At 48.1% G+C, this 25,081-nt stretch carries 23 protein-coding genes; 14 read left to right on the top strand and 9 right to left on the bottom strand.

Annotated features, from left to right (window positions below; all coding sequences use genetic code 11):
• Positions 1-206: 206 nt before the first annotated feature.
• Positions 207-560 carry a DUF3140 domain-containing protein gene (locus AC4BAP_RS09765; protein WP_490582455.1) on the bottom strand — a complete coding sequence of 118 codons (354 nt, stop codon included), beginning with the start codon at positions 558-560 and terminating at the stop codon, positions 207-209.
• 243 nt (positions 561-803) lie between these two features.
• Here AC4BAP_RS09765 and AC4BAP_RS09760 point away from each other — a divergent pair, with 243 nt between their 5' ends.
• Entirely contained in the window at positions 804-1,829 is a 1,026-nt protein-coding gene (locus AC4BAP_RS09760) for a pentapeptide repeat-containing protein (RefSeq protein ID WP_490582454.1), read from the top strand.
• 222 nt (positions 1,830-2,051) lie between these two features.
• Here the strand turns inward: AC4BAP_RS09760 and AC4BAP_RS09755 are convergent, their stop codons facing one another.
• From AC4BAP_RS09755 to AC4BAP_RS09745, 3 genes are all read right to left on the bottom strand, one after another.
• Positions 2,052-4,340, bottom strand: coding sequence for a pectate lyase family protein (locus AC4BAP_RS09755; protein ID WP_490582453.1), 2,289 nt, complete (start codon positions 4,338-4,340; stop codon positions 2,052-2,054).
• Positions 4,341-5,392: 1,052 nt separating this feature from the next.
• Positions 5,393-7,207: an ATP-binding protein gene (locus tag AC4BAP_RS09750; RefSeq protein ID WP_490582452.1), complete on the bottom strand. Its 1,815-nt coding sequence runs from the start codon at positions 7,205-7,207 to the stop codon at positions 5,393-5,395.
• Between the two features lie 813 nt (positions 7,208-8,020).
• Positions 8,021-9,769 carry an ABC transporter ATP-binding protein gene (locus AC4BAP_RS09745; protein ID WP_490582451.1) on the bottom strand — a complete coding sequence of 583 codons (1,749 nt, stop codon included), beginning with the start codon at positions 9,767-9,769 and terminating at the stop codon, positions 8,021-8,023.
• A gap of 92 nt (positions 9,770-9,861) precedes the next feature.
• Here AC4BAP_RS09745 and AC4BAP_RS09740 point away from each other — a divergent pair, with 92 nt between their 5' ends.
• From AC4BAP_RS09740 to AC4BAP_RS09730, 3 genes are all read left to right on the top strand, one after another.
• Positions 9,862-10,671 (top strand): helix-turn-helix domain-containing protein, encoded by an 810-nt coding sequence (locus AC4BAP_RS09740; RefSeq protein ID WP_490582450.1) that lies wholly within the window; start codon positions 9,862-9,864, stop codon positions 10,669-10,671.
• Positions 10,668-11,258: a hypothetical protein gene (locus AC4BAP_RS09735; protein WP_490582449.1), complete on the top strand. Its 591-nt coding sequence runs from the start codon at positions 10,668-10,670 to the stop codon at positions 11,256-11,258. Before AC4BAP_RS09740 ends, AC4BAP_RS09735 begins: the two co-directional genes overlap by 4 nt.
• Positions 11,259-11,719: 461 nt before the next feature.
• On the top strand, positions 11,720-12,202 hold the full coding sequence (locus AC4BAP_RS09730) for a hypothetical protein (protein ID WP_490582448.1): 483 nt from the start codon (positions 11,720-11,722) through the stop codon (positions 12,200-12,202).
• 61 nt (positions 12,203-12,263) lie between these two features.
• Here the strand turns inward: AC4BAP_RS09730 and AC4BAP_RS09725 are convergent, their stop codons facing one another.
• Entirely contained in the window at positions 12,264-12,650 is a 387-nt protein-coding gene (locus AC4BAP_RS09725) for a hypothetical protein (protein WP_490582447.1), read from the bottom strand.
• Positions 12,651-12,746: 96 nt separating this feature from the next.
• Here AC4BAP_RS09725 and AC4BAP_RS09720 point away from each other — a divergent pair, with 96 nt between their 5' ends.
• Together AC4BAP_RS09720 and AC4BAP_RS09715 are read left to right on the top strand one after the other, a co-directional pair.
• Positions 12,747-13,151, top strand: a complete 405-nt coding sequence (locus AC4BAP_RS09720) for a hypothetical protein (protein WP_490582446.1) — start codon at positions 12,747-12,749, stop codon at positions 13,149-13,151.
• A gap of 161 nt (positions 13,152-13,312) precedes the next feature.
• Positions 13,313-13,969, top strand: a complete 657-nt coding sequence (locus tag AC4BAP_RS09715; protein ID WP_490582445.1) for an EF-hand domain-containing protein — start codon at positions 13,313-13,315, stop codon at positions 13,967-13,969.
• A gap of 96 nt (positions 13,970-14,065) precedes the next feature.
• Here the strand turns inward: AC4BAP_RS09715 and AC4BAP_RS09710 are convergent, their stop codons facing one another.
• On the bottom strand, positions 14,066-14,605 hold the full coding sequence (locus AC4BAP_RS09710; RefSeq protein ID WP_490582444.1) for a hypothetical protein: 540 nt from the start codon (positions 14,603-14,605) through the stop codon (positions 14,066-14,068).
• Positions 14,606-14,769: 164 nt separating this feature from the next.
• Positions 14,770-15,318, bottom strand: coding sequence for a hypothetical protein (locus AC4BAP_RS09705; protein WP_490582443.1), 549 nt, complete (start codon positions 15,316-15,318; stop codon positions 14,770-14,772).
• 248 nt (positions 15,319-15,566) lie between these two features.
• Here AC4BAP_RS09705 and AC4BAP_RS09700 point away from each other — a divergent pair, with 248 nt between their 5' ends.
• From AC4BAP_RS09700 to AC4BAP_RS09685, 4 genes are all read left to right on the top strand, one after another.
• A complete protein-coding gene (locus tag AC4BAP_RS09700) occupies positions 15,567-16,352 on the top strand; it encodes a bestrophin-like domain (protein WP_490582442.1) in 786 nt (261 codons plus the stop codon).
• A gap of 218 nt (positions 16,353-16,570) precedes the next feature.
• Positions 16,571-19,177, top strand: coding sequence for a PAS domain-containing protein (locus AC4BAP_RS09695; RefSeq protein ID WP_490582441.1), 2,607 nt, complete (start codon positions 16,571-16,573; stop codon positions 19,175-19,177).
• A gap of 59 nt (positions 19,178-19,236) precedes the next feature.
• Positions 19,237-19,971: a hypothetical protein gene (locus AC4BAP_RS09690; protein ID WP_490582440.1), complete on the top strand. Its 735-nt coding sequence runs from the start codon at positions 19,237-19,239 to the stop codon at positions 19,969-19,971.
• A 205-nt stretch (positions 19,972-20,176) separates the two neighbouring features.
• Positions 20,177-20,821, top strand: coding sequence for a c-type cytochrome (locus tag AC4BAP_RS09685; RefSeq protein WP_490582439.1), 645 nt, complete (start codon positions 20,177-20,179; stop codon positions 20,819-20,821).
• Here the strand turns inward: AC4BAP_RS09685 and AC4BAP_RS09680 are convergent.
• Positions 20,799-21,011: a DUF1059 domain-containing protein gene (locus tag AC4BAP_RS09680; protein WP_490582438.1), complete on the bottom strand. Its 213-nt coding sequence runs from the start codon at positions 21,009-21,011 to the stop codon at positions 20,799-20,801. The genes AC4BAP_RS09685 and AC4BAP_RS09680 overlap by 23 nt on opposite strands.
• Positions 21,012-21,108: 97 nt before the next feature.
• Positions 21,109-21,369 carry a hypothetical protein gene (locus tag AC4BAP_RS09675; RefSeq protein ID WP_490582437.1) on the bottom strand — a complete coding sequence of 87 codons (261 nt, stop codon included), beginning with the start codon at positions 21,367-21,369 and terminating at the stop codon, positions 21,109-21,111.
• A 279-nt stretch (positions 21,370-21,648) separates the two neighbouring features.
• Here AC4BAP_RS09675 and AC4BAP_RS09670 point away from each other — a divergent pair, with 279 nt between their 5' ends.
• From AC4BAP_RS09670 to msrB, 4 genes are all read left to right on the top strand, one after another.
• Positions 21,649-22,797 (top strand): MFS transporter, encoded by a 1,149-nt coding sequence (locus AC4BAP_RS09670; RefSeq protein WP_490582436.1) that lies wholly within the window; start codon positions 21,649-21,651, stop codon positions 22,795-22,797.
• A gap of 192 nt (positions 22,798-22,989) precedes the next feature.
• Positions 22,990-23,745 (top strand): alpha/beta hydrolase, encoded by a 756-nt coding sequence (locus AC4BAP_RS09665; protein ID WP_490582435.1) that lies wholly within the window; start codon positions 22,990-22,992, stop codon positions 23,743-23,745.
• Positions 23,746-24,242: 497 nt separating this feature from the next.
• Positions 24,243-24,494: a hypothetical protein gene (locus tag AC4BAP_RS09660; RefSeq protein WP_490582434.1), complete on the top strand. Its 252-nt coding sequence runs from the start codon at positions 24,243-24,245 to the stop codon at positions 24,492-24,494.
• 96 nt (positions 24,495-24,590) lie between these two features.
• The gene (gene msrB / locus AC4BAP_RS09655; RefSeq protein WP_490582433.1) at positions 24,591-25,049 is read left to right on the top strand and encodes a peptide-methionine (R)-S-oxide reductase MsrB; all 459 of its coding nucleotides are present in this window, start codon (positions 24,591-24,593) and stop codon (positions 25,047-25,049) included.
• Positions 25,050-25,081: the final 32 nt, after the last annotated feature.

Below are 25,081 nucleotides of genomic sequence, written 5' to 3'. Positions count from 1 at the left end.
TACTTCTATTTTATCATGCCACTCCGAGAATTTTCACTGTGGATTGCATCAGAATCGCTTTAAAACTTTACTGGGCTGGACTGTCCCAGACGCAGATCAATGGAGGTCCAGCCCGAAATTTACAACCCCTTCAAGTATAAATACCTGTGCAATAGAAATTTAGTAGGAATATTAAGCGCTGATATCGTCACATTTACACATACTCACTAGTGCTTCTTCGGGTCGTGACCCCAGTTTTTGAGGGAGTAGCGCCAGGGCGTGTCGTCGATGTTGCCGGACGGGCGCTGGGCGGTGTGGCGGTGCACATAGCCTATTACTTTGCGCATATGGGCATAGTCTGAATCCGTCAGATCATCTTTCTTCTTTTGCTTGATTCTGATGATCTTTCTTCCTGACTCGTGTCCGACAGATTCGCTTCCATCCGCCTCCTTATACCCTACCTCCTTAGACTTGTCGGTATCCAGCCACTTTTCAAGTTCAGAGGGTGTCCTGTTCACGGCCTCATTAAAGTCGTGGTAGACCTGCTCGCGTTCTTCCTTGTCGAAGTCTGTTTCTGCCATGCCATTTATTTTAAGTTTAGATCTATACTTACCACTTGCCAGGTGTAAATGTTCAACGATTCTGGGCAACCTCCGTGCACTTCAGCTTATGGCAATTCATTTATACTCACCTACATCTTAAAAATAAGTAAGTATGAGTTTGCACCTGCAAGGTTGTAAACACTAGTATAGGTTTGATTATACTTTCTATCGCAACTACACCCCACCCAGGAAGTATACATACTTGTAGCCTGCTTCTCCCCTATGAGTAAAAAGATCCAGAAGCCTTCCAGGCCGGTAACCGGTTCCGTTTTTAAAGCTCCCTTTCTGTGGCTGGAGTGGGGCATGAACTGGCTCTCGTACTGGATGAGTCACCTGGCTGTTTTTACGCTGCTGAAGTATGTGGGCAAGCTGGCCATATTGGTAGCCATCATCGGCTGGTTTATGGAGGCACCCGCACGCCGCCACGCCTCTATCCGGGAGAACTGGGCCATACTTTACGAGAAAGGCGGTGGCCGCATGGAGGCTTTGTTATACTTGCGCCAGGAAGGCGTTGACCTGAGGGGCCTGAACGGGGAGTATGGCTTTTTTGAGGGGATAAACCTAGAAGGGGCAAATTTATACGGTGCAGGCCTCTCGAACGCGAAACTGGGAAAGGCAAACCTGAGCCACACCACCCTCACCAATTCCGAACTGAACAGAGCCGTGCTGGATAGCACCAATTTAAAAGCCGCAAAACTTGCCAACTCCGACCTGTCGGGTGCCTGGCTTCGAAATGCCATACTTGACAGGGCCGACCTGACCTTTACCAATTTCAGGGGGGCCTTTGTAAACGGTGCCAGTTTAAAATACGCCGATCTGGGTGAAGCAAAGTTAAGCCATGCCTTTTTCCATGGTGCCGACCTGAGCGGGGCTACCTTTCAGTTTGCCAAAATGGATAGTACTGATCTGAACGGGGCCAGGCTAAGAGGCGCCGACCTGTCGCTGGCCGACATGCGGGGCGTAAAATTGTTCGATGCCGACCTGACAAGCGCTGTGCTCACCTTCGCCATTTTAGTGAATGCGGACCTTAGCGGTGCCAACTTTAGCGGTGCCGATCTGCAAAACGCCATTCTGATAAACGCGAACCTGGAAAACGCGGTGCTGGATAGTGCCGACCTGAGAGGTGCCAACCTACGGGACGTAAACCTTAAAAACGCCAGCCTGCGCGGCGCAGACCTCCGCAACGACCGCTTTCTGAACAAGACTGCTTTGCAAGACGCAGACACAACAGGAATACGGCTGAGGTGATAAGAGGGATAGAGTTTGAGAGTTTGAGAGTTTGGGAGTTTAGGAGTTTGGGAGTTTGAGAAGATATGCAGTATGACCTCGCTGCGAGGTCATGGCAGGCTGCAAGGTCTTATTTACCTCTCTAACTCCCTAACTCCCTAACTCAAAAGGCCTCGCAGTAGCTGAGCATGCTGCGAGGCCTTTTCTTTTAAAGCGAGGTCTATGGTACTGATAACTTTTATACTATCTCTTTACCAGACGGCCAGTCCATCTTTGTCCGTTTTCTCCCTGTATCACGATAAAGTATAAACCTGATCTGATATCCTTCAGGTCGAGTAGCTGGTTGGTAATGCCTTTTTTAAGCAGCATGCCCGAGGCGTTGTAGAGAGAGAATTCTGTCTGGTTCTTCCATGTCACCATCACTGCATTGTCCGCCGGGTTTGGATAGGCCATTATCGTTACTTTTTCAGTATCTGCCACGCTCAGCACGGTGCCGGTATACACGGCGCTCATGTAGAACAGGTTAGCCGTACCGCCTTTGGTTATCTGGTGAGCACCGGCTGGTAGGGTAAGCGTTACTTTTCCAGCACCTGCCGTATAGTTCACATTGTTCACTTTAATTGTACCAGTATAATCGTCGTTAAACACCAGCGTTAAGGTGGCTTCTTTGGTCGTGGTAAAAGAAATAACTGTTGCCGACTCTATCTTTAAGCACTGCGTTAAGGTCAGGCCATTGTAGACCACTGTTCCTTTCGTGTCGGACAGGTTTCCGCTTATGGTGTAGAACGGGCTTGCCTTACCTGCCAGCGTGAAATTGTGCACCATGCCTTCCTCAGAGGTTCCACTACCTGTGCCGCTTCCACCACCCGTGCCTGAACCTGAGCCGCCTCCGCCAGTTGCCGGTGCAGCTTCGCCCTGAACCGAAACAAGGCTGGTTCTGTAATTTACCAGCGCCGCCTTTAAAGCAGGGATCACAGCATAAGAAGCATCGTCTACCGCATTGTTGAACGTCCATTTAAAATCGCCTCCGTTTACGCGCCCTGCATACTGCATCACCTTCTCCTTGGCCGCTTCGGGGCTGTCGGGAGTATAGGTGTACATGATGGATGGGTTTGTATCGAAGTTGTTGTAAGTATTTGCTCCGTAGGCTGAAACGATGGTGCCAGGTATTGTCTCATTTCTGCTTGTGGCAACGTACGCATCAAAATCCACTGTGGCATTAGGGAAGCCCGAAGCGCCATACGGCACGAAACGCTGCTGCCCCGTCATGAAATTGTTGAAAGCCTTGATCGTACCCCCGTCCTCTTTCGAGAAGGTGGCCATATTGTTATAGTCGTTTGCCTGCTTGCTTTCGCTGTATGCATCCGAGCCTTGCATAGAGGTAAGTATAGGATACTTGCAGTTACGGAAATAATTGCCTTCCACAAAAACAGAAGACCCCATGGTAGAGCCAACCCCATACTTTGCAATGCCGTCGTAGTAGTTGTTGTACACATGTGCCGAGTAAAAGCGCACACGCGGGTGGCGTGAGTCTGAATGGTCGTACCAGTTGTGATGGTAAGTAATGTATAAACCCTGTGTAGTTCCTTCACTCAGGCCAACCAGGTTCGCTTTGCCGGAATCCCAGAAGTGGTTATATGAGAACGTAACATACGTAGATTTCTTGGCGTCCAGGGCTCCGTCGCCTTTTATCTGGTCAGCATCGCTACCGGCATCTCCGTAAAAGAAATCCACGTTGTGTATCCAAATGTAATCGTTGTCCTGCTGCAAGCCTATGTTATCGCCTTCATCGCTGTTGCAGTTCATCGTTCCAATGTTACGGACCTCTATGTTCGATGCATTCTTGATGCGAATGCCCCAGCCATCCGCCACGGCATCGTCACCTACTCCTTCCAGGGTTATGTAGCTGGAGGCAAAATTATTATTCTCGATCACGATGTCTCCGTTATACATGAAGTCCAGGTCCGTGATCTGCCCTACCAGGCGCACGATAAGCGGACGCGCATCCTTGCCTTTCTTAAACCCGTCCAGTATTTTCTGCAGGCCCACACAAGGGTTTGCATTGGCCCCTGTCACGTCCATCGAAATGGTATTCTTGGTGTTTTGAGTGATGTACAGGATAACGGCATTGTTCTTTACAGTGCCATCGGCGTTGTAGGCACCCGGTACCCGTCCGTTACTGAAAGCAAAGCCGGTGCGGTCATGGGGCAGTACCGTAAGCGAACCAGTTACCGTGGCCGAGCCTTCGGTACCTGAGGTCACGGGCACAATTTTAAGAGTATAAGTCCCGGCCTTCAGCCCCAGTACATCAGCACGAAAATACGAGCCATAACTCCGTATCAGTTGATCATCAATTTTGCGATCCGTGAATCCTTCGCCGCTGTAGTAGACATTGTAACTTTCAGCGTTGGCAGCAGGTTGCCACTTCACGTACGCCGATTCCAGCCATCCGCCTGCTTCTAAAACAGTTAAAGCCTGTGCCCAGGTAAACAGCGGCAACAGCACTAGCATAAGGGTAAATAGTTTCTTCATGATAAAGTAGGTTTTAGTGGTTTATCAATCGATCAGGAACGACCCCTCATACTTTGCTGCCTGTGCAATCGATTGCGCAGTAAGTATAAATTATTTTTTTTAATGTTACACCATTTTGACCGAATATTTTACACCGCTGGCTTTAAGGCGTTTAAGAACGTAGAGTGGTCACTGGAGTAAATAGGAAGTCGATCTATACTTTGCTCATCAGGTATAATCCTGGCAGGGCAGATGTTATTCGCTGGAGATGGGCATTATACTTGTTAACGAAAATTCGCAGCAAGTGAGTAAACAATAGTTAGTATGTAATTCTGTGCAGGAACAAGATGGGAAGAATTTGAGAGGTTTACCGCCTGAAATTGCGGCTGGTATACTTGCAGCATTAGCCGGAGCAAATAGCTGTTAAATCTCAGTTGCGAGCACAACAGTAATTTGATAACTGATATGGGCAACCTAGCCCTACCCCCCAATGCTGTCAGTCTAAGGAAAAAGCTCTTTCGGACATCTTTGTCCGGAAGTAAAACTGCCAGGGAACAAGGATGTCCGAATCAGCTTTACAAAGCAGCTTTGTATAATCCTTAAATTGACGGCATTTACTCCAGCCCCAAAACAGAAATGTAAATTGCGAACGATTGACACACTCCTACCCCTCTCAAGAGGGGAATTTACACTGCCTGGTCAAACCACCACTTTATACCCTCTAAGGCTACTATTAATTACACAAATTTACATAAACTGTCATTCCTGCCGCGAGTTTTCAACTCGTGGCTTATGATAAGGCAAGCTTTCAGCTTGCGTAGGTATGCAAAAGTATAAAAAGCGACTCACGCAAGCTGAAAGCTTGCCCACATGGACAACCACGAGTTGAAAACTCGCGGTAGAAAGAGCGTTTTATACTTGTGTCCTAAGCGTAGCTTGAACAAGGAGGGGAATTTAATTACACTTTTGTGAGAATCCCCTCTTGAGAGGGGCGCAGGGGTGTGTTTACACCTGCCTGTTTTATCATATATCGCAACTCGAGTTAATTATGAAAGGTAGGCGCAAAGTATAACCTATGCAGGTACCTGCGTTTGGAGATCTTGCAGAGGCAGCGTGAAATAGAACGTGGTGCCGGCCCCTACTTCGGAGGTAAGCCATATACGGCCACCTTTGCTCTCCACTATCTTTTTAACAATAGACAAGCCAATGCCCGAGCTGTCGATGCCCGGTATGTTGTGTGTTTTGTTGAAGATATCGAAGATCTTATCAAAGTTGCGTTGCTCTATGCCGCGGCCGTTATCCTGCACATAAAACGTTATTCCATCCTCGCCTTCAGTACTGCCTACTGTAATAAGCCCCTCCGGCTTATCCATGTACTTGATGGCGTTCGAGATCAGGTTTTGGAACACCTGCAAAATAAGCACACGCTCCACCATAACCACGGGCAGGTATTCCATTCTTATGCGAATATGGTCCGGCACTTCCAATTGCTCAAACACGTTCTGTACCAGCCCCGATAGCTGCACCGGCTCGCTTTCTTCCTGGGCCAGGCTGGCAATGGAGTACTGCAGAATACCGTTTATCAGGTCCAGCATGTGACCGGCCTTGCCCTCTGCCATTTTCAGCATTTGCTGCACATCCTGGTTCGGGTGGTTTTCCAGTTCCTCGTTCAGGGCGGCAAGCAGGGCGTTTATGGCAAAAAGGGGCGACTTCAGGTCGTGGGCCAGAACATGGGCAAAGCGGTTAAGGGAGTCGTTTATGCGTTCCTTTTCCTCGATCTTCTGCTCCAGCTTTTTATGTGAGGCCGCCAGCCTGTCTGCCATCAGGTTAAACGTATAGGCCAGCTGCCCAACTTCATTCCGGCTGGTGTAACTTATGCGCTTTTCGAGGTTGTTGTTGGCAATTTCGTGGCTGGTATCGCGCAGCATAAGTATAGGCTTTGTAATGCGCCGGGCCAGGTAATGCGCCACCAGCGCTACTGCCGCCACCAACAGTACCCCCAGCAAAAAGGTCTGATACAGGATGTAATTAAGTGGGGCAAGCGCCTCTTTCTGGTCAATTTTGGTTACCATGCCCCAGCCAACCTCATCCAGGTATCTTGTAGAGGCAATAACCGGTTCGTTCCTGTAGTCCAGCGCATCTTTCATTAGCTGCTCCTTGCCAGTTAAAGCCACTTTCATCGGCACAGAAACATTCATCCCCAGTAAAAGCGAATCTGTGGTTGTATCATGAAACCTGGTGGAGGTGATGAAAAATATCCTGCCGTTTAACTCTCTGGCGAGTACTGTTTCCCCGGTCTCACCCAAGCCAGTGTAATCGTTAATGAGCGACGCAACATCATCCGCATTCGACTTGATAACGATAACCCCTGCTTTACCCTCTCCATTCTGCAGAATACCACCCATGTTAATATGCAGAGCCTTATCGGTATCAAAGTAAATGTCGTGCAGGCATAGCTCCCCTTTTAAAGCATGCTCAAAGCTTTCCTGCCCCGCCAGGTTTTCCCCCACCATTGCCTCATTAGTAGAAACCAGCACCGTGCCATCGAGTGCTAAAAAGCTTATCTCCTGAAAAGAGGGTATCCTGGAGTTTATCTGCCTGATCGTGCTCTTAAGTGCCTGGAAGCTTGCCGAAGACTTAGTGACCTGGTACTCGTTCAGGTTCTCGATCATTTTCTCTCGCAACTGGAGCATAATGATCTGCTCCTTCTTTAACCTGATTATGCCGCGCATCCGGAGCTTTTTAGTTTCGGAAAGCGACTCCATGTGGTTGTAAACCTCCTGTAACTTGGCTTGCTTGGCAATACGGTAATGGAAAAAGCTTACTACCAGCACGGCAGTTACCGTAACCGTAAGGAAGTATAAAAAGATTTGCGTTCTAAGGGTCATATGTTAAGCAAATCCGATACAAAAAAGTAATTGCACCGGAAAGTATAAAGCAGCTAACATCATACATGTATATCCTGCTTTCGGCAATATTAGTAAAATATAATTTAATTCCAGCAGAAACTATCCTGAACCATTACGGAACCAGAAAATCTATACTTGAAAAGCACTAACAGGTTTTGTAAAAGGCAGCTTTCTTTTGGAGGATGTTTTTATACTATTGTTGGAAGCGACACGGTAACACTCAGGGTTCTGGCAAAGCTCAGCCACGAACCAATTCCGGGATATTCTATTTGAGTAACTCAAGTTGCGATATAGGATATACCAGGCAGGTGTAAACACACCCCTGCGCCCCTCTCTTTGAAGAGGGCCCCTACCCCCAGAGGGGAATTCTAACTCCCCCAGCCCCCAGAATCGTTTCATTCTATTTTTTTGCTGGCGCGGATCTGTGCTCCGTGACTTAATATATCGTTGGATTTGCAATCCAACTGGCCCAGAGGGCCAAAATGCAGGATAAGAGCAAAGCAGTTTGCAACACAAATACAGTTTTTGGAAGAATGAAACGGCCACGCCTATCAAGAAGGGCTACGCTTCGGACACAAGTCTAAAATGTTCTATCTACCGCGAGTTTTCAACTCGTGGCAGGAATAACAGCGAATGTAAATTTGTGTCCTAATAGTAGCCTCGGCGGGGTTAGGGGTGAGTTGCATATATCAGAAATCAAGCAATTGTTGTATCTCGCAACATGAGTTAACTAATTACCGATCAGATTATTCCCTTAACTTAACAGCACTCTACTTTACACACTGTTAATACTTATATCCTGGCCTGGTAAGTATAAAGTTGGTAATACCTCCCCTGCTTTTCCAGTAGTTCTTCGTGCCTGCCTTGCTCTGCGATGCGGCCCTGCTCAATAACCAGTATCTGGTCTGCCTGCCGGATGGTGCTGAGGCGGTGCGCGATAACGAAGGTGGTACGGCCCTGCATCAGGGTCTTTAAACTGGCTTGTATCAGGCTTTCGCTTTCTGTATCCAGGTTGGAGGTGGCCTCATCAAGTATAAGTATGCGCGGGTTGGCAAGTATGGCTCGGGCAATGGCAATGCGCTGCCGCTGTCCTCCGGAAAGCTTTACGCCGCGTTCTCCTATCAATGTGTCCAGTCCGTCTTCAAACCTGTCGGTAAATTCCTCCACATGGGCTGCCTCCACTGCCTGCATCAGTTGCTCTTCCGTGGCATCAGGTCTCGGGAAAAGTATGTTCTGCCGTATAGTGCCCTCAAACAGGAAATCATCCTGGAGCACAACGCCAAGCTGGCTGCGGTAACTTTGCAGTGTAATGGTTTGCAGGTCGTGGCCGTCTACGGTAATGGTGCCACTATCGGGGTTGAGGAAAGAGGCCGCTAAGCCGGCAATGGTAGTTTTGCCGGAGCCAGACGTGCCTACCAGCGCCGTTACCGAACCGGCAGGCGCACTAAAACTGATCTCTTTTACTACATCTTTCCCTGTTTCATAGGCAAACGAAACCTTATCAAACACAATGTCGCCGTGGATATGGCCGAGTTGCAGGGTACGGTTACCAGTGGCATCTTCCAGTGGCGTGTTCAGGATCTCCTGCGTGCGGTCCAGTCCGGCGAAGGCCTCTGTCAACTGGCTGCCTATGTTGCTCATCTGCAGTATGGGCGCGATCATAAAACCCAGGTATAAAGTAAAGGCCAGGAAGTCACCGAAGGTAAGCTCGCCCTTCATGATCAGGTAGCCGCCAATGCCCATAATGCCCGCCGATGCCAGCCCGAGCAAAAGAGTGGCCGCCGAAGTAACCATACTTGTGGTAGTCAGGCTCTTTTTCACGTTCAGGAAGAGTCTGTTCACCCCATCTTCAAAGGTCCTGATCTCCTGCTCCTCGGCATTAAATCCCTTGATCACGCGCACCCCTCCGAGTGTTTCAGTCAAACGGCCCGTTACCTCTGCATTGATCACGCCACGCTCCCTGAAAATTGGCCGTATCTTGCCAAAAGCCTTAAGCGAGATCAACCCGAAGATTGCCACCGGGAAAAGCACATACAGCGTCATGAGGGGTGAGATGATAATGAGCAGCACCAGGCAGATCAAAGAGGTTAGCACCCCTCCTATCATCTGCGCAAAGCCTGTTCCTACCAGGTTCCGCACTCCTTCTACATCCGTCATGATGCGCGACACCAGCACACCGGTCTTGGTGTTGTCGAAAAAGCGGACTGGCAACTGAATGATGTGCCGTTGCACTTTGGCCCGCAGTTGCGAAATAAGGTGCTGGGCTTCTACGCTGAGTATCTGTGTCAGGGCAAACGAGGTAACCGACTGTATGGTAATTGCCACCACTACTGCCCCGATCAGCCACTTCAGCATGGTACTGTCGCCGTTCGGGATCACGTCATCTATCAGGTATTTACTGGCACCCGGCAGCACCAGGCCCGCTATGCGGCTAATAATGATGAGGAACAACCCGATGCTCAGGTATTTTTTGCGTGGCCAGATGATGGTTTTAAAGACCTCTCCGATGCTTACGTTCTGGAGCTTTTTAGACTTTGACATGCTGATGTGGTTTGAGGCCCTAAAGGTAGGCAATTTTAACCTATGCACCTTTTAAGAGTAAAAGAGTATATTGCTTTAAAACACCGAAGCCGATGCTGTACCAGGAAATTAACCCGCACCCCGAGTTGGCGCCTTACATACTTGATTACTGGCTGTTTAAAATGCCGCCGTTTGAGGTGTTGGGGAAACATGAAATACAGCATGTGGCACCTGCGGATGGCTGTGTATCGCTTGTGCTGCTTTACAACAAACCCCAACAATTAAGCATGGCCTTAGTGGTTGGGCCCAGCACGGATGCGGTACAAACCGTGGTGGAACCCGACACGGTATACCTTGGCATACGCTTTATGCCCGGCATGTTCTGCGCACTGTTCGATACGCAGGGTCAGGACATGAAAAACCTGAAAATACCTGTTCAGTACTTCTTACCAGACCTTAACCTGCAACCGCTGCTACAGCAGCTATCAACAGAATTCAAAGATTTTAGCCAGGTAGATGCTTATTTGCTGCGCCTACTTGCATCGAAAAAGCCAGTGCCATTTGATGAGGAAGTACACCGTGCTGTGCGCCTTATACTAGCCTCCGGGGGAAACATACCGATACATGAGGTGCTGAAACAGGCCTGCCTGAGCGAACGGCAATTGCAGAAACGGTTTAAACGATGCACTTACCTTTCTATGAAAGAGCTAGCCAAGATCTGCCGTCTGCGCCACGCCATTGCCAAAGTGCACCTTGGCCAAAAGACAATCTCCGATGCCGTGCATGAGGCCGGCTATTTCGATCAGGCGCATTATAACCACGACCTGCACCAGGCTACCAAACGCACACCGGAGGAGTTTTACAAGCATATCAGCCAGATAGAGCACATAAATGTGAAGCCTGTTCGGGAGAATACAGAATGACGGTTTTTTACAAGACCAGCCGTAGTGTATTTTATACTTTTGAAATAAAAAACGCCATGAAAAACGTTGTGTTTATACTTTGCCTGTTTATCAGCAGTCTGGCACTGGCCCAGGCACCTGCCTCCCCCAAAGCTACGGTGCAGGAAAAAATGAAAACTTTTGACTGGATTACCGGAAAATGGCAGGGACAAGGCTGGATAAGTATGGGTCCGGGACAGAAGCACACATTCACGCAAACTGAGCAGGTGCAATACAAACTTGACAACACTTTGCTGCAGATCGAGGGGCAGGGTAAAAGCGGTGACCAGACCATACACGATGCGCTGGCCCTGATCACCTACGATGCAGGCAAAGGCAACTATACTTTCCACTCCTACACAGCTGAGGGCCGCTTCCAGACAAACGCAGACGTTACCGTAGCAGACAAAAAATTTATATGGCAGATGAACGGAAATCCAAGCCGCAGAATACGCTACACCATCTGGCTGAACGACAAAAAACAGTGGGAAGAGATTGGGGAAATGAGCACCGACAACGGCCAGACCTGGACCAAGTTTTTTGAAATGAAATTAGATAAAGTAAAGTAAACGTTGGCCTGAAGTATAAAGCGGCCGTGCTAGGGCAATCCATGCTGCTTTATACTTTTTCACCTTATCCCTTTTAAAAGACTGAAAGGCTATTTTAAACTTTGTTGGAAACGAAACGGGGATATTTAGGAAACTGGCGAAACTATCACGCTAAATGTCCGCGATGCTCCATTTAGGAGCGGCGCTATGGCGCGAAAAAGAGACCAAGCAGGTTCCGGAAAATACTTTCTCAAATCCAACAATATGACTAAGCCTCCTCTAAGGTAAAACCATTCTGCAAAATCCTTTTATTCTGATTAACAGGCCTTTTACCATTGATTAACTTTTTTTAGCGAAATCGCGCTAACCCGGCTATAAGCGGCACGTACTATAGGAGCTAATAAATCATTAAATACTATATACAGCCTATGACAGGAATGCTACAAGTATAAATCCTTTACTTACCTTAATTTGTACTTTCCATGAAAAAGTTACTATTATTACCTTTATGTTTTGCCCTTATATTTACCGCTTGCAACGATGATGACAGCGAAGAGGTGATCCCGGCGGTATCTGAGATAGATGCCAGCATGAGAGGCGACTGGACCAACACTGATGTTAAAAGAGTTTATTACTCAGACCAGGATGCCGTGATGTATGAAGACTCTGTAAAGCGCCAGGCATACTTTAATTTCAACGGTAAAAAGTTGACCATTACACTGCCTGGAAGTTCAACTGAAGACGTTTGGAACTACAGCTTCCCCGATAAGAACGATCAGACCTATATCGAATTGACGCAGAACGGTGTGACCACCAAATACCATGTAAAATCTATTTCAGAAACTAACATGGTTTGGGTGGAGGAAAGACCATGGGCCGGTTTCCCGGAAGAGGTGCCGGACCAGCAAAAAACGACCTCCAAAAAAGGCGTTTACACCTGGAAGTTTGTTCGGGGAAAACAGTAAGAACCAATATTTGATTTAGCAGAGGCCCGGTATTTTTGCCGGGCCTTTTCTTTGTAAAAGCCTACCCTGCCAGTAGCCGATAGATCAGAATTACCACAGCTACCAGCACAATGGAAGTATAGATCTGCTTGTTATACCTGGCCAGCCAGTTTGGCAAATAAATATCGAAGTTATCGCGTTGGGAAGTAGAATACTTACGGGCCACCACCGTAACCGGACACACGTTTTTGAACACCAAAAGTATAAGCCCCTCCAATAGTATAAAACCAAGGCAGATCCACACCCATTTGTCAATCCTGTTTACCAGCACCGCATACAGCAGGTAGAAAATCACCACGTTAAAAAACACCCAGATAAGCGTGTGCAATACCTTTACCAGCACAAGCTTTTTCGCATCACTCAGCTGCCCTTTGTGTATGTCGCTCTCTCCTGCCCAGCTCATCCCCATACTTATTTACTCCTGCGTTATACTTTAAATTTTTACGGCGTTAAACCCTGACTTGGCTACCTACCATTTACTTACTGTCAACTATAACATACAACTATGAAGAAAATCAAGTATTACATTATGCTGCTGATTTGTCTAAGTGCCACCTGGTTAAGTGCTTGCCAGGGCAGCCAGGCACCTGCAGATGCAACCACAGAAAACAGAAGGAGTTTGGCGCCAGAACGGGTGGATATACGGGGTAGTATAATTGCCAACCGCTACAGCGACGGACAGGTGGTGCTGGAAGTCGAGGGTATTCCCCCATCCATCAACTCTACCTATGACCGCGCCTACGTGCTGGTGCTGCCCACAACCCAGATCGTAGACCAGCAGGGGCGTTCCATCAGCTATAATGAGTTGCGGCAGGGCCAGAACGTAGCCATACTTTTGCGGGGCGGCGGCCGTGGCAACCGCGTCGGGATTGGTGTGGCCAGGAGGGTTTGGCTGGAGGATATTTTTTAACACGCTGTCTTCCCAAGCACGGCGATTTTCCCAAAAAAAGCAGAGACTGCCACAGTTAAAAGCCTGTAAATCTGTTGGTAATACCATTGCCGCCTTTGTCCGTTTAAGCGCATGCGCCGTAAAACTTAAAGACAAGCTATGTTTAACCAAACTTGAAGATCATGAAAAAGAATGTAGTGAAAGTGGGAAAACTGATGACAGTGGGGTTGTGTTACGGTGTAATGTTCAGCCTCATATCATGTGCCGGGGATAAACCTACAGCATCGGAGGAAGTAACCGTAATGGACGAGGACATGAGTGTAAGAACCGAAGAAACTGGTATGTTTGGCGGTGATGAGGCCATGGCCAGAGAAAACATGCTTTACCTCGACCTGAACGAAACCGATATGTTTGAGGAATGGGACATGAACAATGACAACATGCTGGATAAGAAAGAATTCTCGATGGCTTTTTACAATACCCTGGATGTGAACGGCGACAACATGCTGGACGCGAATGAGTGGGCTGTAGGCATTAAAGACTTCGGCCTGAACCAAGACCAGCGCTGGAATTGGTCGGCTTGGGACAAAAACGGCGACAAGAAAATAAAGAAAGAAGAGTTTAGCATGGGCATGGAGCAGATGGACATGTTTAATGCCTGGGATAAAAACAACGACAACATGCTGGATGAGAAGGAGTACGCAGACGGTATACTGGTACTTTGGACCGAGGCCGACGACGATGGCACCCTGGATGAGGCTGAGTACAAGATGAAGTATAACAAATACTATAAAAACAAGAAAATGAACAGCCAAAAGTATAAGCCTGAGAAAGGTTAATACCCGGTGTTGTTTTACGGAAGAGCTGATTAACTTTAATAAGCCAAAAGGGCCGCTGCGATTGGCAGCGGCCCTTTTGTTGCAGGTGCTTCTGGCTTAGTAATACCTGTTCAGTTCATCGCTGCGGTGCCCGGAGCCATACCAGTTGTCTTCTGTTCTGTGGTAGCGACTAGCGCCCTCATAGCGATATCTTCTATCGTCGCCACCCGAGCCCGGATGATAGTCCTGTCGATCTCCGGCCCATTGCCCGCTGTAGTTTTTGTAGCCATTGTCATAATCACGGTTTCCCCTGTTCGTGCCAGCGTAGCTTCTGTAATCGTCCTGGTAATTACTGTAGCGGTTACGCACATCATTGTAATCCTCCGGGTACCTGCTGCCTCTACCCATGCTGCCAGAACCGGAGTCGCCTCTGAAGCTGTTTCTTTCCCGGCGCATGCGCTCATACATATCCCCCATGTCGCCTTCGTGGTAGCTGTGCTCACGGTTGTAAGGATATCGGTCATCGTGTCTGTAGCCCCGCTCCTGCTGGTATTCCCGCTCAAACTGGTCTGTCAGGTTACGGGCGCTGTGGTAGTGCCTGTCGTCCCTGTCGTAATCCTGGTACCTGTCGTAATCATGTCTGTCTCGTCTGTCCATAGTTTTATACTTATGTTGATTAACGATTGATTTTATACTTGTAAACGGCTTGTGCGCTTCACAGTTTTTACATTTGCTCTTGATGGAAGTACAACGGATACAAGAGCCAGCCTGAGCACAAGCGCATTTGTTAACGACGAAGTATAACGTGATGGGTTACCAGATCATGTTTCCCTGACACGCGACTCCAGCACTTTAAACAGGATATAGAGGGCTGCAAAGATTGCCATGGCCACTAGTGCCCAGCGCTTTTTACGGTTCATCTCACGCCAGTAGTCACGGTCTGTGGTGGTGTCTTTCAACCTTTTACGCAGGGCTGTGTTTGCCAGGCGCTCCGTGCTCAGTTCCCGCTCCAGCGAATCGATCACCACTGTGTTCTGTACATACACTGTTCGGACTGGCTGGGCATCGCTGCAGGTGGGGCAAAATTTAGTTGCAGTTTCTGATGATCTGGTATGTATTGTGGCTGTACCAGGGGCATGGTCCAGTTTAAGCCGCTCTGCCCTTAGTGGCGGTGCCTGGTGGGTGGCAGGCGCATAGAACCGTGGCGGGAAATGTTTTGCGGCATAGGCAGCTCCATGTTTCCGGGTGTAAGCTTCGTTCTCGTCCACGTACTTTGCCAGTTCATCTGTATGCGCATCAAAATACTTTTCAGCCTGACGCTGTGTGGCACAGGAGCAAAGCAGCAGCATAAGAAGCAGTCTTAGTCTCATCACGCAAGTGGATTGTCAGTTCGTATCATCACTCTACTGCCTGTTTTTCAGGCCTGCCACTCCTTTTTGTGTACTACGCAAATAATCTGTTATGCGCCGATTCAGCTACAAATTTCCCAAAAGCGGCAGGGTTACTTACGCCCCATACTACTGAGTTGTGCCCAAATGCAAGCACTTTACAAGCCCTGAAGCGTATACACTTTATCGCATCAAAATTTCAGGTTTTGTGCGATTAAAACGGATGTACCATGGACACATCAAAAGAACTCATGTATGACCTGAACAGCATCTTAATTGTCGTCGTCCTGTTTTGCCTGATACTGCTGGCACATGAGGCGGGATACAGACTCGGACATCACCGCCAGGCCAGGACGGACTTAGATGTAAAGAATCAGACCAACACCATACAGGCCGGCACACTGGGTTTGCTGGCCCTTATTCTTGGCTTTACATTTAACATGGCCCTGCAGCGCTATAACAACCGAAGCCAGGCTGTTATAACCGAAGCCAATGCCATCGGCACAGCCTTGCTGCGTACCCAGCTCCTGCCCGAACCTTATGACTCCATCTCGCATGCCCTGCTGCAGAATTACGTTAACCTGCGCCTGCAGGTAAGCAACACCGATTACAACATGGTGCAGGAGCGGGAAGTATTGGATGACGCTACCCGCGAGGCACAAAACGATATTTGGTTTCAGGCAGTGGCCGCCTCGCGAGTTGACCCAAGACCAGTGACCACCGGCTATTATGTAAGCGCCCTGAACAATATGATAGACGCCCACGGAGAGTATAATGCGCTGCTGCAACTGCATGTACCGGAAGTGATCCTATTCTTGCTTTTTGTGGTGTTTATCATGTCGGGGGCACTTATTGGCTACGGTAGTGGCCTGGGCAAACAGAGAAGTCACGTACCTGCGGTTATGCTTACCATCCTCATCTGCCTTGTCGTTTTCATCATCATAGACCTCGACAGGCCGAAACGGGGCATTATTAAAGTAAGCCAGGAAAGTATGAAAAACCTGAAAAACGACTGAGGTATGGTTTAGCTATACTTCCCGTGGATCTGAAACAAAACTGTGCTTAGCAGATGCAGGGTACAAGTATGCACACGCCAAGGTTTAATTGCATAATTGCCTAAAAAAACCAATATTGAAGAATAATTTGAAACATAGAGCAGGAACAGGGGAAAAGCCGCTGCACGAAAAGCGCAGTTGGTTTACGAGCAGGGGGCCGGATAATCAACAACTAAAACATGACAACAACTTCTACCCTTTCCCCTGAGTTACTCCATGCCTTTGAAGCACTGCCCGAGCCGTTTCTTTTTCTCTCGCCGGAACTTACCATACTTGCAGCCAACCAACCTTATGCGGCGGTCACTCAAAAAGACCTGAACACCATTAAAGGCCGCTATATGTTCGAGGTGTTCCCGGACAACCCTGCCCTTACCGGCTCCGAGGCCACATCCGCACTTCAGGCATCCTTAAACCGTGTTCTGGAGCATAAAAAGCCGCATACCATGCCCATGCACCGCTACGACATCCCACATCCGGAGGTGCCCGGCGTATTTATGGAAAAGTACTGGAGCATCATCAACTCACCGGTGTTGGACGAGAAAAAGCAGGTTGCCTACATCATACACCAGGTAGCCGATGTAACCAGCCAGGTGATGCTGGGGCAGCGGGAAAAAGAAGAAGGGCAACAAACCAATTCAGGTAAAGGAAATGGCAAGGTGCCGGATAGCCTTGAACTGGAAAACCTGAACCTTCAGCACCTGTTTATGCAGGCACCGGCCATGATCTGTGTGCTTGAGGGCCCCGAGCATAAGTTTAAATTCGTTAACAAAGAATACCAGCAACTTGCAGGCAACAGGCCGCTGCTCGGCAAACCCATCTCCGAAGCCATGCCTGAGTTGGAGAGCCAGCCCATCGCGCTTATACTTGACCAGGTATACACAACCGGTGAAACCATCTATGCCCATGAAATGAAGGTGCAGGTAGACCACTATGATACCGGTGTGCTGGGGAATAATTATTACAACTTTATCTACCAGGCTACCTACAACACTGATAAAGAGATTGACGGTGTGCTGCTTTTCGCTTATGAGGTAACTGCGCAGGTAGTGGCCCGACAGGAGGTTGAGAAGCGTGAACTGGCCTTGCAAAACTTGAACCAGGAGCTTACTGAGGCTAATAGCAATGCCAAAGCCGCCAACGAAGCACTATCAGGGGCAAAGCAGCAATTGCAGAAGCTGAACCAGGAACTGGAGCAAAGGGTGGCTGACAGAACAAAAGAACTGGAGAAATCGAAGCTGGAAATTGAGCGGCAGCGAAACTTCTTACACACCATCTTCATGAAAGCGCCTACTCCATTTCTGATGCTCTCTGGAAAAGACATGGTGTTCGAGCTGGTAAACCCGGCTTTCAGGCAGATATTCCCGGGGCGCGACGTGGTTGGTAAAACGCTGGAAGAGGCCTTCCCGGAGCTTCAGAACACTCCCATCCCGGCCATACTTTTGGATGTGTACAATACCGGAGAACCCTTTGAGGGAAAAGAATACCACCTGATGCTATCGCGCAGCGAAGGCGGCCCCCGCGAGGACTTTTACTTTACATTTACCTACCAGGCGCGCCACGATGAGGAAGGCAGGATTAACGGTATACTGGTATTCGCAAACGATGTGACCCAGCATGTTAAATCGAGGCAGGTGATAGAGCAAAGCGCCAAGCAGCTACAACTCATCACCGATGCCCTGCCTGTGCTGATCGGGTACCTGGACAAGGAGGAAAAGTATCGCTTTGCGAACAAGGCTTACGAATCATGGTTTCCACTGAAAATAGAAGACCTGCTGGGCAGACATGTTCGTGAAGTGGTTGGTGAAAAAGCATATGTCGGTATTAAAAAATATATAGACAGGGCCCTGGCCGGCGAACGCCTAAGCTTTGAAAGCAGAATGCCCTACCGCGAGGATTTTGTAAAGTATATCCAGACGAGTTACATACCCGACATAAAAGATGGCGTAGTGGCCGGATTTTATACTTTGGTGAATGATGTAACCGAACAGGTTGAAGCCCGGAAACAGATGGAAGCGAGAGAGCAGGAGGCAAAGGAACTTTCACAGCAGCTGGCCCTTACAAATGAAGAACTGCTGCTTACCAACGAGCAACTCGTGCGCACCAACATCGACCTGGATAATTTTATCTACACCGCCTCCCACGACCTGAAAGCCCCTATTTACAACATTGAAGGCCTGATAAAGATACTTACCGAAGCCATCCCAAAAGACACCCTGAAATCGACGGAGTTGGAAAGAGTACTGAAAATGATAGATGACTCCGTACGCCGATTTAAAAACACAATTGAGCACCTGACAGAAGTAACCAAGCTGCAAAAGGAAAACAACCAGCCACCCGCAGCCATCAACCCGGAAGAAGTGATAAATGATGTGCTGCTAGACCTGAACCCGCTGCTGGAAGAGTCCGGCGCTAAAATGCATATTGACGTGGCCTCCTGCCCTGCTATACAGTTCTCTCGTAAGAACCTGCGCTCTGTAGTGTACAATCTCATATCCAACGCAATAAAATACAGGTCCCCGGACCGTGACCCGGAAGTATGGATAAGTTGCAATACCGATGACGATTACCATGTGCTTAAGGTGCAGGACAACGGACTTGGCATGAGCCCACAGGGCAGGCAAAAACTGTTTTCGATGTTCGGGCGCCTGCACGACCACGTGGAGGGCTCTGGCATCGGGCTTTACATGGTGAAAAAGATCGTGGAAAATGCATACGGCCACATAGAGGTAGAAAGCGAGCTGGGTGCCGGGTCTACCTTTACCGTATATTTCAAAAAATTAGATTAGTTACCAGATATCACCACAGCGTTTAGCAAAATTATACTTTACAAACGCGCTTTTACCCTATGAACAGGTTCCTGAACAAAGAGCAGTCGGAAAAGTTGCTGCAAACCCTGCAACAAACGCAGACAAAGTATACTTATGACCCGGAAAAGCACCGGATCATACTTTACGACACCGCCGGGAATGAACAGGTATACTTCAGGCTGCCCATCACGCTTGCCATCCGAAAACAGGACCTTTTACCTGCAACAGATAAGGTAAACTATGTGGTATTGCTGATACAGTCGGGGAACTGCGCCCTGGGGTATTTCGAAGACGGCCACAACCTGGACCACAAAGTGTTCAGGTCCTACATGGTCCGGAAAAAACAAGGAAAGAGCCAGATCAAATACCTTAAAACGAAAGGCAAATCCAGGGCTGGCTCCAGGGTGAGGTTAGGCGAAACTGTGGAGTTTTTTGAGAACATAAACGGGCGGCTTCAGGATTATTTTGAGTACTACAACGTTAACCGCATTGCCATAAGCTGCTCAAAAACACTCATCCCCTACCTTTACAGTTCAAAGGTAACCACGCCTTTCGATAAGAACGACCCGCGTCTTTACAAGATACCCAGGCACGTACATACCCCGATCTACGAAGTGCTGCTGGACACCAACCGTTTTCTGCAGAAAGGCGAACTGATCTTTGAAGATGCCGGGCAGCACGCAGCGGAAGCACTGCTTACGGCGGCAGGCATATCTGAAACAACATCTGAACCAGATGACCACTGGGACGAAGATACCTGGGAAATGGATTAGCGCAGCAAGTATAGCCGGGGTCGGAGGATTATTATCTGCGCGTTATTTCTTTATGTTTATACTTATCTGCATCTACCTGTCTTACCAGTTGGTTCACTATAATTCTGCGTCTGTATACACAATAATCAGCCCTTGCTTTACTCTTTTCATCAAACAGAAGTATAAAATATAATTTCCTGTTTTAAAACAACTTATACTTCTCAACATGAAAAGACCTATACTTTCAGTCTGCCTGGTTGCGATCCTTTTGTTTGGTTTTACCGGATGCAATGAGGCAAACCGCGACCTGAATGCCGGAAGAGATGCTGCAACCGGTGAAACCACCATGCAACAGCAGAACCAACAACTGGCTCATGGTGGCTTTGCAAGCCAGATCGAGCATGGCAAACACCTGGTGCTTAGCATCGGCTGCCACGATTGCCACACCCCCAAAGTGATGACAGAAAACGGGCCGGAACCAGACATGGCGCTGGCTTTGTCGGGGCACCCCGCCCAGATGCCACCCCCTGATGTAAACCGGGCCGATATGGAACGTAAGGGACTGACTGTAAGCGACCAGTTTACAGCCTGGGTGGGCCCATGGGGTATTTCGTATGCGGCAAACCTCACCTCCGACCCTACCGGCATCGGAAACTGGCAGGAGCAGAATTTCATTACCTCCATACGGGAGGGCAAGCACAAAGGCATTGCCTCGGCACGCACAGTGCTGCCTCCAATGCCATGGCCTATGTATAAAAACCTAACCGACGAAGAACTGAAGGCGATCTTTGCTTACCTTAAATCAACGAAGCCTATAAAAAATGTAGTGCCGCCGCCAGCACCGCCGGTTACGGCCAGTGCTGCGCAGTAGCGCACTCCAGGCTTGGTTCCTCGTCGGTTCTGATGATAGAGCGGATCTGCGCTGCCACCAGCGGCGTCAGGGTCACGCCGTGTGTTTGTTGTGCGTGCTTGCCGGCCAGTTGCAGCACCTCATGCTCGGTGTTGGCTTCTAGTACCGCATCACAGTTAAATCCGGCATCGCGGCATGCTATTCTTTTCATAGATCTTCACGAATAACGAATAATACAGACGGTGCTTTCCTGCAAAGGTACTTCCTGAGGATACCAGTAAATTGTAAAAGCTATTTATGCAAATGATCTATAACTCGTAACGAAGCGCCAGCCCCTTAGGTACCTCCAGCTCACAAACTATAAAGTGTGCAAAGCTACCAGAGGCACAGCTTGGCAATTGTATATCTTCTAGCGGCTTGCCTTTATAGTAGCCTTTATGAAGGAGTAGTTGAACAGTTGGGTCGTAACAAAGATTTTTCTTCAGGTTATCAGGTGTTTCGGCAATGGCATAGCATACCCAGAAGTTAGGATGGTGGAATTCTGACTGCAGAATTAGCGCGTATTTCATAGTTGACCAAGTATAAAAGTTGAAGAATTTATACTACTACGTAGGAAATCGACAATTGTATTATACTTATTAAAATTTACATATAAAAACCTTAATTAAAAGCTTAAAACACATAAAAGCAGCGGTTATTTTTTGCCTAGTTGATGTCTCCCCTAATTTATCGGTACGCTACATCATCTTAATTGCAGCCTCTACCCCATTGTGCAAACATAAAGATTACACAGAGTTTATACCTTTTAGGGAAAATAATGCGCATCTTTGCAGCTTTATTATATTTTCATGCAGATACAAAAACATCAGCGTGTTTCGCTTAGTATATTTTTCTTTCTGTCGGGGTTTAACTTTGCCAGCTGGGCCTCCAGAATTCCAACTATAAAATCTGCGCTGCAGCTAAACGAGGCTGAACTCGGCACCATACTGCTCACCATGCCTGTCAGCTCGCTGATCGGCTTGCCCTTGTCTGGATGGCTGGTAGCTAAGATGGAAACCCGCACTCCGCTTACGCTCGCATTTCTGGCGAATGCGGCCTGCTTATCCCTTATTGGTTTAGCCTCAAGTCCATTGTTGCTGGTGTTTGCTCTTTTCCTGTTCTCACTGAGTATGCGCATTTTTAACATCTCGGTAAATACACAGGCCATTACCCTGCAAAGGCAGCATGAGCGCAAGATCAATGGTTCTTTCCATGCCCTCTGGAGCACAGGCGGGATTGCTGGTATCGGCTTTACTACATTGCTTATTGCCCTGGATGTGGCCATGGTACCACACCTGATAACCGTATCCGTTATCACCATGCTGGTGGCTGCATTTTCTTATAAGCACTTGCTACGCAACGACCGCTCCGAAACCGGCAATAAACTTACTTTCGGTAAGCCAGATCCGTTCATTTTATACTTAGGGCTGCTCGTGTTCTTTGCGGCTGTGTGCGAGGGCGGCATGTTCGACTGGAGCGGTATTTACTTTGAGCAGGTTGTAAAAGAAGACATCTTTACGGCAGGCTACCTGATCTTTATGTCGTTTATGGCACTGTCGCGTTTTGTTTCAGATAAGATCATCGATCGGCTGGGCATGGCCAATACCTACATTATGAGTGCCGGTCTGATCTTCGGTGGCATTGCCTTGTCCATACTTTTACCTAGTTTCTGGCCAGCCATGGTAGGCTTCTCGCTGGTAGGCTTTGGATGCGCCGCCGTTATCCCGATGACGTATTCGCTGGCCGGGTCTTCCCAAAAGTACTCGCCGGGCATCGCCATTTCACTTATCGCCACTTTCGGTATTGTTGGTATGCTGATCGGTCCGCCGCTTATCGGTTACCTGGCGCATTTGTTTAACCTGAAGGTTTCGTTTGTGGCGTTTGCGCTGGCAGGTGTCATGCTGGTGCCGGTATCGAGGGCTTTCTTTAAGATGGAGAAAGGAAACTTGCCTGCGTAAAGCTATTGTGGGTATTACGCAGACCAGAGATTATATAATCCACAATCCATGGGTAGCCGTTTGTAAGCTTAAAGTATACTTACCTTCCTCATCAAATTTGCACGTATACTTTAGTCAGGCTTTATACACATACAGTTGATCAGCAGTTTACTTAAGGCAGCGGGTATGCTTGCAGTTTTATACTTTCTACTCATGACCGTTTTTTCCTTACAGCAGGAGAGCTTTATCTTTTTCCCGGACAGGTTGCCGCCAGATTATCAGTTTAACTTTGACACAACTCCGGAGGAGATATTTATACCTGCAAATGACGGGAAACGGCTACACGCCCTTTTATTTACAACAGATGCCCCTAAAGGAGTAGTGTTTTACCTGCACGGCAATGCAGGCTCCGTTGCCTCGTGGGGTTGGGCCTACCCTACTTACACCAGCCTGGGCTACGACTTTTTTATACTTGACTACCGTGGCTATGGCAAAAGCGAAGGCGAGATTAGCGGAGAAGAGCAATTTTACGACGATGTTCAGGCAGCCTACACACACCTGAAAAGTCGTTACCCCGAGGACCGCAAAATTGTGGCAGGTTATTCCATTGGCACGGCGGCGGCAACCAAAATAGCTTCCGAAAACAACCCAAAGCTTCTGTTGCTTCAGGCACCATACTACAGTTTAAAAGACCTTGCGAAAAGCCTCTACCCGTTCATCCCTTCATTCCTGATCAAGTATAAATTCGAGACGTACCAATTTCTGAAAGAAGTAAAGGCCCCCGTTGTCATTTTCCATGGGGCACAGGATGAGATCATCTACAGCGGCTCCTCGGAAAAGCTGCGTCCCTTGTTAAAACCCGGCGACAAACTTATTCTGCTGAACGGCCAGGGCCACAATGGAATGAACGAAAACCCGGAGTTTCAGCGGGAGCTTCGCGCGTGCTTGCGGATCAAAAATAGATACTAAGGCAGCGCTGGTCATACTTCAAAATTTATACTTTGAAGCTATTTAGTGGTTTGATTAAAAAATAAAAGTTGCGATAAATGATAAACCGGATAGGTGTAAACACACCCCTAACCCCTCTCAAGAGGGGAATCAAATGCACGAGCAAAGTTCTCCTCCTCGGAGGTACGCTTTGGTCACAAGTATAAAATGCTCTAACTGCCGCGAGTTTCCAACTCGTGGTTGTACATGAGGGCAAGCTTTCAGCTTGCGTGAGTCGCTTTTTTATACTTTTACATACCTACGCAAGCTGAAAGCTTGCCATATAATAAGCCACGAGTTGAAAACTCGCGGAAGGAATAACAGCGAATGTAAATTTGTGTTCTCATAGCATGCTTTGGGCTATTGTGCTTATCTAACCTTTTTTGGTATTCCAACCTGAACCCATCTTTTCTGCGTAAAATATACCAGGTACTGCCCAAAACAGTACCTCTGATTTTTTTAACCTAAAGAAAACAAACATGACTACGAATAAGAAAGATTTTCAGAACAAGAGCAATGCCGACCAAAACAAGAATTTAGACAGCGGCTCTAAAATTGGTAAGAACTTACCGCCAGAAAGCAAAAGTCCGCAGGGCTCGCATGCAAACCGCAGAACAACCAGCCGTGGCGCTGACAGTTCTGACAAAGAGTTCCGCAACAACCAGACAAACGATATTACCTCATTAAGCCAGAAGGCAGAGGTGCAGAAGAAACAGGAAAGAAACAAATAAGCATTTTGGATTTGCCAACACCTAAGCCCGGTTTACGCCGGGCTTTTTTTATGAACAAGGCCTTTGATATGGTTTTAACCAAACAATTGAGAACACATGATGCGATGGATTGACGTGATAAAGTATGCTAAGTATGGAAATCCGGAACCGCCCTACAGCGTAGAAAGAACTGAAGAAGAATGGCGGGAGAGGCTGAGTCCGGAGCAGTTCAGGGTTACACGCCAGAAAGACACGGAACCACCTTACCGCAATGCCTACTGCCGTTTATATGCCCCGGGAGTTTATACTTGTGTTGGTTGTGGCAACGTCTTGTTTCGTTCTACAGAGAAGTACCACGCCATATCCGGGTGGCCAAGCTTTACACAGCCCGCAGCCAAAAACGCCATCAAGTATACTTTCGACGACAGCTACCACATGCACAGAATTGAAGTGCAATGCAACGTATGCGACAGCCATTTGGGCCATGTGTTCCATGACGGGCCGCCCCCTGCAAAGCTTCGCTACTGCATTAACTCTGCCAGCCTTATTTTATTGGAACCAGAGGATGAGTCATGATCAGTTAGTGCCCCAGTACAGAAAAATTAACA

Source organism: Pontibacter sp. GD7 (assembly GCF_058216375.1).
Note: the sequence above shows the minus strand (reverse complement) of the source record. Positions and strands in the feature narration are given on the sequence as shown.